The 14,463-nt window shown below is 45.7% G+C and carries 15 protein-coding genes; 8 read left to right on the top strand and 7 right to left on the bottom strand.

Annotated elements, in window-relative coordinates; translation table 11 throughout:
• Positions 1-58 precede the first annotated feature (58 nt).
• Entirely contained in the window at positions 59-451 is a 393-nt protein-coding gene (locus QT979_RS27355) for an AAA family ATPase (RefSeq protein WP_333312234.1), read from the bottom strand.
• Between the two features lie 52 nt (positions 452-503).
• Between QT979_RS27355 and QT979_RS27350 the strand changes: the two genes are divergently transcribed.
• Both QT979_RS27350 and QT979_RS27345 read left to right on the top strand, forming a co-directional pair.
• On the top strand, positions 504-779 hold the full coding sequence (locus tag QT979_RS27350; RefSeq protein ID WP_333312233.1) for a DUF433 domain-containing protein: 276 nt from the start codon (positions 504-506) through the stop codon (positions 777-779).
• Positions 776-1,099, top strand: a complete 324-nt coding sequence (locus QT979_RS27345; RefSeq protein ID WP_333285470.1) for a hypothetical protein — start codon at positions 776-778, stop codon at positions 1,097-1,099. Before QT979_RS27350 ends, QT979_RS27345 begins: the two co-directional genes overlap by 4 nt.
• Before the next feature lie 107 nt (positions 1,100-1,206).
• Here QT979_RS27345 and QT979_RS27340 read toward each other — a convergent pair whose 3' ends face one another.
• On the bottom strand, positions 1,207-3,681 hold the full coding sequence (locus QT979_RS27340; RefSeq protein WP_333214719.1) for a phosphoketolase family protein: 2,475 nt from the start codon (positions 3,679-3,681) through the stop codon (positions 1,207-1,209).
• Between the two features lie 958 nt (positions 3,682-4,639).
• On the opposite strand from QT979_RS27340, the gene QT979_RS27335 reads away from it, so the two are divergent.
• The 3 genes from QT979_RS27335 to QT979_RS27325 all read left to right on the top strand — a co-directional run bounded on the left by QT979_RS27335 (position 4,640) and on the right by QT979_RS27325 (position 5,612).
• A complete protein-coding gene (locus QT979_RS27335; RefSeq protein ID WP_333214717.1) occupies positions 4,640-4,795 on the top strand; it encodes a hypothetical protein in 156 nt (51 codons plus the stop codon).
• A 132-nt stretch (positions 4,796-4,927) separates the two neighbouring features.
• On the top strand, positions 4,928-5,254 hold the full coding sequence (locus tag QT979_RS27330) for a DUF433 domain-containing protein (RefSeq protein WP_333144268.1): 327 nt from the start codon (positions 4,928-4,930) through the stop codon (positions 5,252-5,254).
• A gap of 4 nt (positions 5,255-5,258) precedes the next feature.
• Complete coding sequence (locus tag QT979_RS27325) at positions 5,259-5,612, top strand: DUF5615 family PIN-like protein (protein ID WP_333025693.1); 354 nt, start codon at positions 5,259-5,261, stop codon at positions 5,610-5,612.
• A gap of 102 nt (positions 5,613-5,714) precedes the next feature.
• Here QT979_RS27325 and QT979_RS27320 read toward each other — a convergent pair whose 3' ends face one another.
• Entirely contained in the window at positions 5,715-5,963 is a 249-nt protein-coding gene (locus QT979_RS27320; protein WP_333214715.1) for a hypothetical protein, read from the bottom strand.
• 635 nt (positions 5,964-6,598) lie between these two features.
• Here QT979_RS27320 and QT979_RS27315 point away from each other — a divergent pair.
• The gene (locus tag QT979_RS27315; protein WP_333214713.1) at positions 6,599-6,973 is read left to right on the top strand and encodes a DUF433 domain-containing protein; all 375 of its coding nucleotides are present in this window, start codon (positions 6,599-6,601) and stop codon (positions 6,971-6,973) included.
• Positions 6,974-7,209: 236 nt separating this feature from the next.
• On the opposite strand, the gene QT979_RS27305 is transcribed toward QT979_RS27315, so the two are convergent.
• From QT979_RS27305 to topA, 4 genes are all read right to left on the bottom strand, one after another.
• Entirely contained in the window at positions 7,210-8,421 is a 1,212-nt protein-coding gene (locus QT979_RS27305) for a restriction endonuclease (protein WP_333312232.1), read from the bottom strand.
• 2 nt (positions 8,422-8,423) lie between these two features.
• Positions 8,424-8,876 carry an HNH endonuclease signature motif containing protein gene (locus tag QT979_RS27300; protein ID WP_333214707.1) on the bottom strand — a complete coding sequence of 151 codons (453 nt, stop codon included), beginning with the start codon at positions 8,874-8,876 and terminating at the stop codon, positions 8,424-8,426.
• Positions 8,867-9,112, bottom strand: coding sequence for a hypothetical protein (locus QT979_RS27295; protein ID WP_333214705.1), 246 nt, complete (start codon positions 9,110-9,112; stop codon positions 8,867-8,869). The genes QT979_RS27300 and QT979_RS27295 overlap by 10 nt, the downstream gene beginning before the upstream one ends.
• Positions 9,113-9,303: 191 nt before the next feature.
• Entirely contained in the window at positions 9,304-12,129 is a 2,826-nt protein-coding gene (gene topA, locus QT979_RS27290) for a type I DNA topoisomerase (protein ID WP_333312231.1), read from the bottom strand.
• A gap of 388 nt (positions 12,130-12,517) precedes the next feature.
• On the opposite strand from topA, the gene QT979_RS27285 reads away from it, so the two are divergent.
• Entirely contained in the window at positions 12,518-13,291 is a 774-nt protein-coding gene (locus QT979_RS27285; RefSeq protein WP_333312230.1) for a VOC family protein, read from the top strand.
• Between the two features lie 173 nt (positions 13,292-13,464).
• Positions 13,465-14,463: protein kinase domain-containing protein (locus QT979_RS27280; RefSeq protein WP_333214699.1), on the top strand; the 999-nt coding region annotated here is incomplete at its 3' end.

Genomic DNA, 14,463 nt, shown 5'->3' with positions numbered 1-14,463 from the left:
TTTAGCAGGCATTCACTTTGTCTGAATATCAGTATGTTATATTATACCACTATGCGTTTTAAATGCACAACAGCTTACCTTGACTAGCAATCATATCAATTACGGTGTTTTTAAATTTATTGAATATCGAATCTATAAGTATTTCTACTCTATAAATTGGATAATTCTCCCTTTCTCCAATAATTACTATAATTTTATCTTCTTTGAATGAATAAAATAAGTTATCCCAGGCTCTCTTAGGCATAGCTTTTAGGGCTTCTAATGACTCCCTTCTTAGCTCTCTTAGTATTTCTATACTACTCGCTTTGGGAGCAACATAGAGAACAAGTGCTTCTAGCAACGCTGTCTTACCAGCATTATTTTTACCGCCGATTAAATTGACTCTTTCAAACCCAGAAATTTTGATTTGCTCAAAACACCTAAAATTTTGGATTTCTATTTCTTTAAGCATTCCCGCCTCTTTTGAATGTACAAATCCTAAACCACCATTGATTTATGCTAAGATGAATTCTATCTTAGTTGTTTTACTTCATCCGCAACAAGCGAGGAATGTCATGGAGACTATAGACCTCTTTGAAGTCATTGAACGCCATCCAAGCAAGGTAAGCGGTGCATGGGTATTTCGAGGCACGCGCGTACCTGTTGCTGCCTTTTTCGAGAACCTTAAAGATGGGGCCTCTATTGACCAGTTTCTCGAATGGTTTCCGGGAGTAACTCGCGCCCAAGTTGAGGTATTACTCGATCGCGCGCTAGCCTCGTTAACGCAGATGGTGGCATGAAGATATTGTTCGATCAAGGTACGCCAGTACCGTTGCGCCGATCGCTGCTGAGTCATACAGTAGATACTGCTTATGAACGTGGATGGTCAACATTAGCAAATGGCGATCTGCTCGACACTGCCGAACGCGATGGGTATAATCTGCTGGTGACGACCGATCGCAACTTGCGTTATCAACAAAACCTGACAAACCGACAAATTGCTATTGTGGTTTTGCTGTCTACTTCTTGGCCTCGCATTCAAAAACATCAAGACGAGATTCGGAACGCGATCGACACGATTGTTCCGGGCGCATACCTCGAAATTGACATTGCTTGCTGAAGCTTATTCTAATACAAATTGAATCCCCTAGGGACACGGCACTGCCGTGTCCTAATCCCCGATACTGTGCCGGACACGGCATTGCCGTGTCCCTACCCAGAATATCGCTAGCCCGGTGCACCCGATCGCACAGTTTGATCTCCAGTCGTTGTCGGATCTTTCGTTTCCTTCGGCGCTTCCGGCGAAACCGGGCCCGCGTGCGGCCACTGCCAATCGCGGATTTCCGGCATATCATCGCCGTGTTCGTTGATGTACTGCCTGTGTTCGATCAGCTTGTCACGGATAGCTTGTTTGCCGTAAGCTGCGACAGAACTCAGTTTCGGAACGCGATCGAGTACATCTCCAACTAAATGGAATCGATCGAGGTCATTAATCACCACCATATCAAACGGCGTCGTAGTCGTTCCCTCTTCCTTGTAACCCCGAACGTGAATATTCGGGTGATTTGTCCGGCGATAAGTCAAGCGGTGAATCAGCCAAGGATAGCCGTGAAAAGCAAAAATCACCGGCTTATCTTTCGTGAACAAAGTATCAAAATCCTTGTCAGACAAACCGTGGGGATGTTCGCTAGCAGGTTGCAGCGTCATCAAATCCACCACATTAACCACCCGCACTTTTAAATCGGGATAATCTCGGCGGAGAATGTCAACAGCAGCCAAAGTTTCCAGCGTCGGAACATCACCCGCACAAGCCATCACCACATCTGGTTCGCCGCCTTTATCGTTACTAGCCCACTCCCAAATGCCGATGCCGACGGTACAGTGTTTAATCGCAGAATCCATATCCAAATACTGCAATGCCGGCTGCTTCCCTGCAATAATCACGTTGACATAGTTGCGACTGCGGAGACAGTGATCCGTTACGGACAGCAAAGTATTCGCATCTGGTGGCAAATAAATCCGCACCACTTCCGCTTTCTTGTTAATTACGTGGTCGATAAAACCCGGATCTTGGTGAGAAAAACCGTTGTGGTCTTGTCGCCAAACGTGAGAAGTTAGTAAGTAATTCAGAGATGCGATCGGCCGGCGCCAAGGAATGTGACGAGTAGTTTTCAACCACTTGGCGTGTTGGTTGAACATCGAATCGATGATGTGAATAAACGCCTCGTAACAAGAGAAAAAGCCGTGGCGTCCCGTCAGCAAATAGCCTTCCAGCCATCCCTGACATAGATGTTCGCTGAGGACTTCCATCACCCGGCCGTCTGGGGAGATGTGGTCGTCTTCGGGCAAAATTTCTCCCGCCCACATCCGGTTCGTCAGTTCAAACACCGGATCGAGGCGGTTTGAGGCCGTCTCGTCGGGCCCGACAATGCGGAAATTGGCGTTTTCCTGATTTAGTTTCATCACGTCTCGCAGGAAGCGGCCAGAAACGCGAGTTGCTTCTGCCATTACAGTGCCCGGTTTTTGCACGTCAACGGCGTAGTCTTCAAATTTCGGCATTTTCAAGTCTCGCAGCAGCAGGCCGCCGTTAGCGTGGGGATTTGCCCCCATGCGTCGAGATCCCTTGGGTGCGAGTTCTGCTAATTCGGGAATTAACTTGCCCTTTTCGTCGAAGAGTTCTTCCGGCTTATAGCTTTTCATCCAATCTTCCAGGAGTTGGACGTGTCCCGGCTTAGAAGCCATTTCCGAAAGTGGGACTTGGTGCGATCGCCAATAATCCTCAGTTTTCTTACCGTCAACCTCCTTCGGCCCCGTCCAGCCTTTGGGAGTTTTCATCACAATCATCGGCCACTGGGGACGGCCGGAATAGCCCTCTGTCCGGGCTTTTTCCTGAATCGCCTTAATTTCGCCGATCGCGGTATCGAGAGTTGCAGCCATCAACTGGTGCATGGTTTCCGGGTCTGAACCTTCCACCCAATAAGGTTTGTAGCCATAACCGACCATCAAACTTTCCAATTCCTCCTGCGGAATGCGGGCCAACAGAGTGGGATTGGCAATTTTGTAGCCGTTCAAGTGCAAAATCGGCAACACAGCGCCGTCGCGAACCGGGTTGAGAAACTTGTTAGAGTGCCAGCTAGCAGCCAAGGGGCCGCTTTCGGCTTCCCCGTCACCGACAACGGCCGCCACAATCAAATCGGGATTGTCGAAGACTGCGCCGTAAGCGTGGACGAGGGCGTAGCCGAGTTCGCCACCTTCGTGAATCGAACCGGGGGTTTCCGGGGCGACGTGGCTGGGGATACCGCCGGGAAAGGAGAACTGTTTGAATAGCCGTTTGATACCCTCTTCATCTTCGGAAATATTCGAGTAATATTCGCTGTAAGTGCCTTCGAGATAGGTGTTGGCGACCAAGCCCGGCCCGCCGTGTCCAGGGCCTGCGATGTAGATGGTGTTGAGGTCTTGGGCTTTGATGATGCGGTTGAGGTGAACGTAGATGAAGTTTAAACCTGGAGTAGTGCCCCAATGTCCGAGGAGTCTCGGTTTGACGTGTTCGATTTTGAGGGGCTCTTTGAGTAGGGGGTTGTCGAGGAGATAGATTTGTCCGACGGATAGGTAGTTTGCCGCCCGCCAGTAGGCGTTCATTTTGTGTAGTTCTGAGTCGGAAAGCGGCTTTAATTGCGGGATCTCGGTTGTTCCTAGCATCATCAGCTATTGACTCCTAAGTTGTGGTTGTTTTGTAAAGTGCGATCGTGAAGTGCGATCGATATTAATTTGTTATCCGTGACATTTTGTATTTAAACTCCATGTCTTCCACGAAAACTATTGAATTATAGCTCGTTTATGTTTCCATCAAAGTTTAAATTAATGTTAATTTATAGCTAAACATCGCACAATTTCGAGGATAGAAAGGGGGATTTTTTTGGGGATCAAGGAATTCAGCAATATAAAATAGGATTTACACAAGATTTTTTGTATAGTGTGCACTTTGCACCTGATGCGTATGTGCTACGGGTCGCCGGAGGTGCTGTGCAAGTCCCGAAAAATATGCTTCTCAAGGTACAAATCATCATGATTTATACCTGAAGTTGATTTTACTTTGTGCCTGCTGATGGCTGATACCAGTTATTCACAAAAATGCAACTGTAGGCAAAATCCAAAGTTTTATGTCCTCTGTCATTCCCAATCTCAAATCTCAAATCTCAAATGGTATGACTCCTTTTTTGTTAAAGTTTTTTTATATTGTTTAAGCTCAGGGTAAAAGGGTGAGCAATTTTTATAATTTAGAGATTTATCAAGAAGTTAAAAAGATATATAGCCTTTTTCAGTAACATGAGGTGCTGTCGCGGGCATAGGCCTCCGTGGCCTCCGTGGCCTCCGTGGGCATCAGTTGCGAGCGGTGTGTACCTCATTTTATTGAAAAAGGCTATAGCAAGGCTATTTCATTTGTAAACGGGCTTTTTTTTATGAATCGCAGAGGCGCAGAGCGCGTAGAGGAAGAGATCCGAGAGAAAGGAATTGCGTATAACAACCAATAGATATTATCTAATTATTAACCCAAAATTTAGCTAAGCTGAGGCGCATCTAAATTTGACAATCAAATTCGAGCAAATTCTTGTGGAGATTAGGGGCCCTAGCGTTCCGCCCGCCCAAAAATACAATTTAGATGCGTAAAAGCTTAACACCTGGCAATGAATTAGCCAAACTCCCGGTGCCTGTGGCGGTGATGCTTGTAGGAGAAATACTCGCATTCTTGTTTGGGTACTGGAAAGTTTTCGTCGTTTGTATGAACAAGTCTCGACTCCTGGCGATCGCACTATAATAGCAAATACATACATATAGCCTTTCTCATTAACATGAGGTGCTCATAGGGCATAGGGCATGGGCATAGGAAGGAGCCCGCATACCTCACCACGCTTGAGAACCGCTATATTTCATAAGTACCAAAATTTCTATGACTATCAAAGAATTAGAAGCGCAACTTCTGGCTTTAACGCCAACCGAGAAAGCTCAAATCATCCAATTATTAACCCAGAACTTAGCCAACACCTGGCAAGGAATTAGCAAGACTCCCGGTGTCTGCGGCGGTGATGCTTGTATCAGAAACACTCGCATTCCTGTTTGGGTACTGGAAAGTTTTCGTCGCTTGGGTATGAACGAGTCTCGACTCTTAGATAACTATCCCACACTAACCGCTACTGATTTAGCAAATGCCTGGACTTATGCGGCAGCTTTTCCCGATGAAATTGAAATAGCTATCCGCGAAAATGACGAGGATTGAAATGATGGCGCGTCTTTATGGTGACGAACAATTTCCCCGAGAGGTTGTAGAATTGCTGCGCCAGATGGGGCACAATATTCTGACAGTGCAAGAAGCCGGAAAAGATAACCAAAAAATTCCTGACGAAGAAGTGTTAGCTTTTGCAGTCAATGAAAATCGAGCTGTTTTAACTCTCAATCGCCGTCATTTTATTAGACTGCACAGCTCACAGCCTGACCATGCTGGTATTATTGTCTGTAAGGCAGATGATGACTTAGCAAGAATGGCGACTAACATTAATGAAGCTATTTCCTCACTTGCAACATTAACAGGTCAATTGATTCGCGTCTATCGTTCTGGGTCGCCATCTATATCTTAAGCGATCGCCACAAAGTAAACTCAAGCAATCTCAATCCGAAAATCCCTGCATCGGTTTGATTGCTGGCTAGAGGCCATCGCCGATATTTGCCGCTGAAAAAACTTAGGAGGCGACTAAAACAGGGCACTCTGAAATCCGGCAAACATTGGACACAGTTGGCTGGTGGGAAACGACTCGCAGTTCGTGAGAATACCGGGGACGCGGGTCATTTTCTAACCAGATGGGCGGTACCATCATCACTTCATAGTAAGCGATCGTATCGAAAACACCTGGCTGGGACTTCAACTCTACTGTTAAGCCCGCTCGGTACTCAAATGCTTCTTCCCAGTCTAGATTTTCATTGATACCCATAGCGATCGCGCCTCTTAATCTTGTTTCTTTTGTCCATTGTAGAGCGCTACATAAAAGATTGGGTACTTTCTGTTGCTTACGATACAATTTTTAACCTTATATGTTCGATCCCTGACAATTTAACAGAGAAGAGCAATTGTCAATAAGTAAATAGGATGATTTTGCTGACGGGTGACAAGTAAGCAGAAAAGCTAGGCTTGACAAGAGTTGGAGTTGAGATTTCTCAAAAAAAATAGGGGCGATGGAACGGCGCAGACGTTTATGAGACAAAGGAAGAGAACCGAAGAGAATTTTAAGGACGGAAGTACAAACCTATTTTTGCAAACTTGGTTAATATTTTATAAGTCAGCCTTAATTTGGAACTGGTATAAACACATGATTATCTAGCCCCAAAACACTACATATAGCCTTTCGAGCTCTCATATGAGGTACTCATGGGCATAGGCCTCCGTGGCCTCCGTGGGCATACCTCACTTTTTTGAGAACCGCTATATTTTGTGCTTTGTAAAGCAAGCTATAATCAAAAAAATTATCAAAATTTTCACGCTCCCTCGATTGCAATCTAGAGTCAACTGATTCGGGCGAGCGCACTATAATAGCAAATAGCTACATAATTCATAAATCCTAAAATTTCCATGACAATCAAAGAATTAGAAACACAACTTTTGGCATTAACGCCAACCGAGAAAGCTGAGGCAATCAGCATCTTAACCCAAAGCCTGAAAAACAGCGGCCGCCCGATTACAAAAACTCCCGGCGTGATGGGCGGCGATGCTTGTATTGACAATACTCGCATTCCCGTTTGGTTGCTCGCAAGCTATCACAATGACGGCGCTACCGATGCTTTTATCCTAGACTGCTATCCCCATCTCAGTGCTGCTGATTTGGTAAATGTTTGGGCTTATGCTGAAGCTTATCCTGACGAAATTGAGGAAGCAATTAGACTGCAAGATGAGGCTGACGAAATATTAGATACACCAATGCTTGCAAAAACTGACACTAAAAATTAGCACTGAAAATAGCAACAGCAAGCTTCTTCAGATGGCATAATATAAATATTCGTTTCATAGCCTTCCACCTATGACCGCCAAAATCACCCTGAATTTGCCAGATAAAGTCTATCACCAAGCAGAATTACTAGCACAGCAACGCCACCGCAGCGTCAGTGAGATTCTAGTAGAAAATCTGGAAATCTTCCTATTACCAACCGCTAAACCAGTGTCAGCATTGTCTGATTCAGAAGTAATTAATCAGCCCAATCGTAATACTGAGGTATACCATCCCAAAGAGAATAAAACTCTAGATTTCCCCAAAGATAAAGTTCACCATCATTTTTGTACTTCTTTTTTGCTCTGAACACCTTTTCTGCATTTAAATAGGAAAGAGCAGCAATCCCTGTATCTGGGATTTCGTATCCTCGAAGAGGATCACCAACTATACTGACCTTAGTCGTTGGGAGTTCCATGAGTAAAGCAGCTCCTTTTGAATCTCGAAGAACTATCGCAAAACAGTTCCGAATCATCCCACAGTAATTAGTAGCATGAAAAATCTTACCTTCCAGCGTATCTGTTAAACCATTTAAATTGAGTAAATATTTCAAGTGGTCAGGTTTTACTAGACTAGATTTATCACGAATAATACGCTCGGCGGCGTAAAAAGACCAGCGACTTACCTCGTCTGAAGTTGCTAATTTTATCCGTGTCTTTTGTCTAGCGGCGAAGCGTTGAGCACAAGGCAAGTATCGTGAAGTTGTTACAAAGAGTCCTTGATTTGCTCGTTCGTCTTCAACAACAGCACTTAAAGCTTGTACTGCTTGAAGATCGATTGGATTGGATGTGGCGTATCTCTTAGCTTGCACTAGAGTCACAACTTCACCAATCACATCGTTAGAATACAGGCGAATATCTACACCACCGTCAGATCGACCGGAACCAAGTTGAGTGTGATACCCGTTATTACGAAATATCCCATCAAGTAAAACCTCAAACTTTCTGGGATCGAGGTGGTATAAATCATCAGGAGATTTATGAAACCGTTCATAAACCTCTTCATACAGATCCGAAAAATCTGGCTGTACTAAATCGCAAATCCATTGCCATTCAAAGTAGTTACGATATGCTTCTTCTAACTCTTCATCATCAATAACCCAAAATGTAAATACTCCACCTCCATAATTAGTGACGTAGAACCCGGTATTCTGAGTGAGTTCGTCAAATTCATCGTATAGTTCATTACCATAGTCATATAGAATTTCGCCAAGTTGCCCAGAAGCACAGAGAACTAAAACGCATGGATTTTCTGGTGGTTCATCATCAAAATGTTCATTCCATGACTTAAATGTGCAATCGTGCCATAATTCTTTTTGTTGCGCCCACGAACGGATAACTGATTTGAGATCTTCAATATTTTTCTCAAGGCGAACGTCTTGCATATGATTAAAATCAACTGTTCTTATCAATATTATGAATTTTGGCTAGGATCGCCAGAGGGAGGATGCCACCCTGCCCTAATCCATAAACGACGAGCTCGGATAATCGCTCCTTCATTATGATATAGATCGTTAAGGTCTAACCGATCGCAGGTTCCCCTACCTGTTGGAGTAATACCCATTATTTCTAAACCATCGGCAGACGAGTTAAAATGCTCAGACCATTGCTGTTGACGGGGGTTAAACAAAGTTACTTCTTGTTCAGTTTCTGGGTCAGTACCCGTGACAAAATTATAGCGATTATTATTACAGCGATGACAAGCTAAAGCTAAGTTTTCAAGCTCATCGCTACCACCAATCGAGCGAGGTAAAATATGATCTATCGTAAATAGAGTAGAGCTACTTTCTTCCGCTGAATGGCAATATTCACAAAGAAAATTAGCTCTACTTCTTACTAAATTTCTAGTAGCGCGGTTTACGGACATGAGGCTGCTATAACTTTAGCGTTAATTAAGGTAAAAATCCGATCTAGTTCTAGTAAGCTTGCTAATTCTACAACCTCTTCTGAAGTTAAAAGATTAGCCTTTTTTCTGTCGGCTAGTTCTTCTAATCTAGTTTGCAGGTTTTCCGTAAATTTGAATAAGTAAAGATTTCTGACTTTCTCAATCGAAATCTCACGATCGATCCAGTAGGAAGGTTGTACCATAAGTTCAGCTATCATGGCGATTCAATTACTCCAATTACTACATGGATAGTTTTGATTATATCATGAGAACGAAAGGATTACTTTAGAAAGAGCAGACCTACTTACGCACGGCGCGATCGAAGAAACCGGGTTTTTTACCGAATCTGTCTGCTAAAACAAATTATTGCAAAAAACCCGGTTTCTGACCGTACAGTGCGTAAATCCTGCTAACTTGACTTAGTTGTTTTCTTGGCTGTTGTCGCAGTCGCCGTCTTTTTAGCAGTGGTTTTCTTCGCCGCAGTCTCCGTCTTTTTAGCAGTGGTTTTCTTTGCCGCAGTCTTCTTCGTTGCAGTCTCCGACTTCGCCGCCGCAGTCTTAGTAGACTTCTTCGACTTGCTGCTAGATTTACTGCCTCCCGCTGCTTCCTTGGTTGCTAACAATTCCAGTGCTCTTTGCAAGGTGAAATTCTCCACAGATTCATCCTTCGACAAAGAAGCATTGATATCGCCGTGTTTCACGTAGGGGCCGTAGCGGCCATCGTAAACATTGATCAATTCTCCCGACTCTGGATGCGCGCCTAATTCCTTTAAAGGTGTGGCTGATTTGCTGCGACCGCGGGCAGCTTTCGGCTGCGATAATAACTCTAAAGCCCGATCGAGCTCGATCGTCAAAACATCATCCGGCGGTTTGATCGATCGATAATCTTTCCCCACCTTACCCTGGTCATGCACCACATAAGGCCCGTACATCCCCAAATTAGCTTGCACCTTCGCCCCCGTCTCCGGGTGAGTGCCCAACAAGCGAGGTAAAGTCAACAAACTCACCGCCATATCCAGCGTCACGCTATCCTTATCCGTCCCCTTCGGTAAAGAAGCCCGCTTCGGTTTCTTGTTCGTTTCCGAAACTTCCCCTAACTGAACGTATGGCCCATAACTGCCAATCAGCACATAAATTGGTTCCCCGGTTTCCGGGTGGAGTCCCAATTTTTCCGGGCCTTCGGTTTTTTGCTTTAACAGAAACTCCACTTGTTCCGGATCTAAATCTGCCGGCGTCAAATCTTGGGGAATCGATGCTTTTACCAGGCCTTCTTCGCTTTCAGATTCCAGGTATGCGCCAAATTTGCCGATGCAGACTTTAGCAGAAATATTCTCCAATACCACAGTTCGGGCAACTTTCGCGTCAATCTGACTTTCCTGTTCTTTAACTTGGGTTGCGAGTCCCGTTTCCCCTGTATAAAACTTTTGCAAATACGGCAGCCATTTCGCCTCGCCCGTGGCAATTTCATCGAGGGTTTGTTCCATTCGGGAAGTAAAACCGGTGTCTACTAAATCGGGAAAATGTGTTTCCAATAAAGTCGTGACGGCGAAAGCGGTGAATGTCGGAATTAGGGCGTTAGCTATTAATTTCGCATATCCCCGATCGACAATTGTACCGATAATACTCGCGTAGGTACTCGGACGGCCCACACCTTCGCTTTCCAGCATTTTCACCAGAGAAGCTTCCGTGTAGCGGGCGGGAGGTTGAGTTTCGTGCCCGATCGCCCCTAAATCCTTACAATTAGGTTTATCCCGCACCTTCAGCGCCGGCAAAATCACCTCCTGGTCTTCCAACGCCGCATTCGGATCGTCGGAACCTTCCACGTAGGCGCGCAAAAAGCCTGGAAAATCAATGCGTTTGCCGCTGGAACGGAAACCGGCATCTTCTACCTGAGTTAATACAGTGACGTGAGTTTGGCGGGAATCGGCCATTTGAGAAGCGACAGTCCGCTTCCAAATCAAATCATAGAGGCGGAAATCAATCCCATCCAATCCCGTTTGCTGCGGAGTCCGAAAAGTGCTGCCGGCAGGACGGATAGCTTCGTGGGCTTCCTGGGCGCCTTTGCTTTTCGTGGTGTATTTGCGCGGTTGGGGGCTGAGGTATTCGCTGCCGTAAAGTTCTTGCACGCAACTGCGCGCCGCTGTGATCGCCTGTTCGGACAAATGCACCGAATCCGTCCGCATATAGGTGATAAAACCGCGTTCGTAGAGACTTTGGGCAATTCGCATTGTTTCCCGCGCACCCAGCCTCAGTTTGCGGTTAGCTTCCTGCTGCAAAGTCGAGGTCGTAAACGGCGGCGAGGGTTTCCGGGTGACTGGCCGTTCTTCAATATTCCCGACAGTCCAAGGTTTGTTTTGGATGCGTGAGAGTAAAGCCCGCGCCTGTTCTTCGTTGAGCAAAAGTACACGCCGGCCTGCGATAATTTGCCCGGTATTTTCATCAAAATCGCTGCCATTTGCAACTTTTATATTGCCGACAGTCACGAGTTTGGCATCAAAGGCACCCCCCTGTCCCCCCTTACCAAGGGGGGGATTGTCCGAAGCCCCCCCCTTACCAAGGGGGGGATTGTCCGAAGCCCCCCCCTTACCAAGGGGGGGGTTGGGGGGGGTCAAAGTTGCTTTTAAATCCCAGTAACTACCTTGGCGGAAAGCGCGGCGTTCCCGTTCCCGGCGCACCAACAGGCGTACAGCGACTGACTGCACTCTACCAGCGGACAAACCCCAAGCGATTTTTTTCCACAGTAGCGGAGAGAGTGTGTAACCGACGAGTCTGTCGAGAATCCGGCGAGTTTCTTGGGCTTGTACAACTCGATTGTCGATATCGCGGCAGTGAGTCAAAGCGTCGCGGATTGCTTCGCGGGTGATTTCGTGAAACACCATCCGCTTGATGGGAACTTTGGGTTTGAGGATTTGCAGCAAATGCCAGGAAATACTTTCGCCTTCCCGGTCTTCGTCAGTGGCTAGAATCAGTTCTGTGGCGTCTTTGAGGGCGTCTTTGAGTTCTTTAACAATTTTCTTTTTATCTTTCGGGATGACGTAGAGGGGTTCAAAGTCTGCTTCCACGTTTACGCCCAGTTGCGCCCATTTTTCTCCTTTAACGGCTTCTGGTATTTCTTCGGCGGAGGATGGTAGGTCGCGGACATGGCCCATCGATGCCTCTACACGGTAGGTGGAGGGCAGGAAGTTGCGGATGGTGCGGGCTTTGGTCGGAGATTCGACGATGACTAAGGTTGACATGGCATCTTTTAAATATGGATAGCAGCGCAGCTAGAGGGTCTAAGTTAGAGAGTTTAGGTCAGATGTCAAGGCTTCTTTCAACTTTGGGCGATTATTTTCAAACTACCTTAATTTTTAACTTACTGCCGATCGGGTGGCAGGTGACAATGTGATGGGATTTTACTGCTTTGGGGGCAGAGGCTGCGAATCGCGTCTCTACAAGATGCACGGGATGATGACCTGACTTTAGCAGAATTGTCGCTAACTGGATGTTGAGACTGCCGGATGCGGGCGGATGGTTCCTCAATCTGGTTGTAACTTGAAGGTTGGGGCGATCGATTGCGCGATTTTAGATTTTAGATTTTAGATTGTAGATTGGGAAAAATTTACTGAATAGAGGTTTTGGACTTTGGTACAGTACGCTGTGCAGCATCAGCGTGGCGATCGGAAGGAAAGCCATCACAGAAGGTTAAAATTATTTGAGCGATCGATCGAGTCTATCAACAATGCTATGACATTTGAATTCGACCATCTTTTCATCCTTACTGATATTGGTGCTTCGGAAGCTAATCGTTTATCATCCTTCGGTTTAGTTGAGGGTGCATCTCGCATTCATCGCGGACAAGGTACAGCCAATCGCTGTTTCTTTTTCCATAACGCCATGTTGGAATTGTTATGGATTCACGATCCAGAAGAGGCGAAGTCTGAGCCAATTCATCGGACTCGTCTTTGGGAGCGATCAACAAATCGGAATAATGGTGCCTGTCCATTTGGCATCTGTTTGCGTCCAGCCAAAGGTGCTGAGGACACAGTTGCATTTTCAAGTTGGGCCTATCGTCCACCTTATTTATCTGAAACGATGAGTATCGCAGTAGGAACAAATAGTGATGTTTTGACTGAGCCCATGCTTTTCCAAATTTCCTTTGGTAAACGTCCCGATCAATACTCTGGTGATAAGTCACAGCCTTTGGATCATGGTGTGGGTTTCCGGGAAATTACTCGCGTAGAATTAGTCAGTCCTGCTGCCAATAATCCGTCACCTGAACTTCAAGCAGTGCTTGAGACAAATCAGCTAAACTTACGGATAGGAACCGAGTATTTTGTCGAGCTTGGTTTTGATGGAGAAGTGCAGGGACAACAGGTAGATTTTCGACCGGGATTGCCGCTTATTATCAGTTGGTAACCTCATCAAGCCGTAAAACAATTAATAATATGGCTCCAGTATCGAACGATCTGCGATCGTTCGTACAGAACGCGGACTGACAAGTGCAGGAACATTAGAGGCCATTGAGAATTTACCAAGTTTGCTGAGTAAACTAGAGATATAGTAACCCCGAATTTATTGAGGACTGGAAAATGGAGACAATTACTGACCTGCCGGGGTATCGCATAACAGAACAACTCTATGCAGGCGATCGCACTTTAGTTTATCGAGGTGTTCGGGAGAGCGATCGTACTCCAGTCGTCATCAAACTGCTGAGAAACGAATACCCGAGCTTCAGCGAACTGCTGCAATTCCGCAACCAATATACCATCGCCAAAAATCTACGTCTGCCTGGAGTGGTTGAACCCCTCGATTTAGCACCTTACAAAAACGCCTATGCTTTGATAATGGAGGACTTTGGAGGAGTTTCCCTGTCTACGTATCTCCCGGCAGCAACTGATAAAAACCAACCCGATAAATCTCTATCTTTAGAAAACTTTCTCATCCTAGCCAGGGAACTAGCAAATATTCTCCACTCTCTATACCAAAACCGAGTTATTCATAAAGATATCAAACCCGCCAATATTCTGATTAACCCACATAGCAAACAAATTAAACTCATTGACTTCAGTATTTCTTCCCTGCTGCCGAGAGAAACCCAAGAAATCCAGAATCCCAACACCATCGAAGGAACCTTAGCTTATCTCTCCCCAGAAAAGACAGGAAGAATGAATCGAGGCATTGACTATCGGAGTGACTTTTATTCCCTGGGTGTGACCTTCTATGAATTGTTGACCACACAGTTACCCTTCGACTCAGACGACCCAATGGAGTTAGTGCATTGTCATCTCGCCAAACAGCCGATTCCGGTACATCAAATCAAGCCAGAAGTTCCCCTAATTTTATCCCAAATTGTTAGTAAACTGATGGCAAAGAATGCGGAAAATCGCTATCAGAGTGCATTAGGACTGAAACACGATTTAGAGATTTGTCTGGCTCAATTACAAAACACGGGTAACATTGAGACGTTTGCATTGGGAACGCGGGATATTACAGACAATTTCCTCATCCCCGAAAAACTCTACGGCAGAGAAACAGAAGTTGAAACCTTATTAGCAGCCTTTGAGCGAGTCAGCAGAGGCAGCACCGAA

The organism is Microcoleus sp. w2-18bC1, from assembly GCF_036700365.1.
Classification (GTDB): Bacteria; Cyanobacteriota; Cyanobacteriia; order Cyanobacteriales; family Microcoleaceae; genus Microcoleus.
This window is presented reverse-complemented; position numbering and strand designations above follow the sequence as displayed.

Excerpts from the sequence above, each read along its gene's own strand:
- QT979_RS27350 (WP_333312233.1), top strand. The coding sequence starts at position 504 with ATGAATTCTATCTTAGTTGTTTTACTTCATCCGCAACAAGCGAGGAAT.
- QT979_RS27300 (WP_333214707.1), bottom strand. The coding sequence starts at position 8,876 with ATGTCCGTAAACCGCGCTACTAGAAATTTAGTAAGAAGTAGAGCTAAT.
- QT979_RS27335 (WP_333214717.1), top strand. The coding sequence starts at position 4,640 with ATGCGTAAAAGCTTAACACCTGGCAATGAATTAGCCAAACTCCCGGTG.
- QT979_RS27345 (WP_333285470.1), top strand. The coding sequence starts at position 776 with ATGAAGATATTGTTCGATCAAGGTACGCCAGTACCGTTGCGCCGATCG.
- QT979_RS27315 (WP_333214713.1), top strand. The coding sequence starts at position 6,599 with ATGACAATCAAAGAATTAGAAACACAACTTTTGGCATTAACGCCAACC.
- QT979_RS27325 (WP_333025693.1), top strand. The coding sequence starts at position 5,259 with ATGGCGCGTCTTTATGGTGACGAACAATTTCCCCGAGAGGTTGTAGAA.
- QT979_RS27330 (WP_333144268.1), top strand. The coding sequence starts at position 4,928 with ATGACTATCAAAGAATTAGAAGCGCAACTTCTGGCTTTAACGCCAACC.
- QT979_RS27340 (WP_333214719.1), bottom strand. The coding sequence starts at position 3,681 with ATGATGCTAGGAACAACCGAGATCCCGCAATTAAAGCCGCTTTCCGAC.
- topA (WP_333312231.1), bottom strand. The coding sequence starts at position 12,129 with ATGTCAACCTTAGTCATCGTCGAATCTCCGACCAAAGCCCGCACCATC.
- QT979_RS27295 (WP_333214705.1), bottom strand. The coding sequence starts at position 9,112 with ATGATAGCTGAACTTATGGTACAACCTTCCTACTGGATCGATCGTGAG.
- QT979_RS27320 (WP_333214715.1), bottom strand. The coding sequence starts at position 5,963 with ATGGGTATCAATGAAAATCTAGACTGGGAAGAAGCATTTGAGTACCGA.
- QT979_RS27355 (WP_333312234.1), bottom strand. The coding sequence starts at position 451 with ATGCTTAAAGAAATAGAAATCCAAAATTTTAGGTGTTTTGAGCAAATC.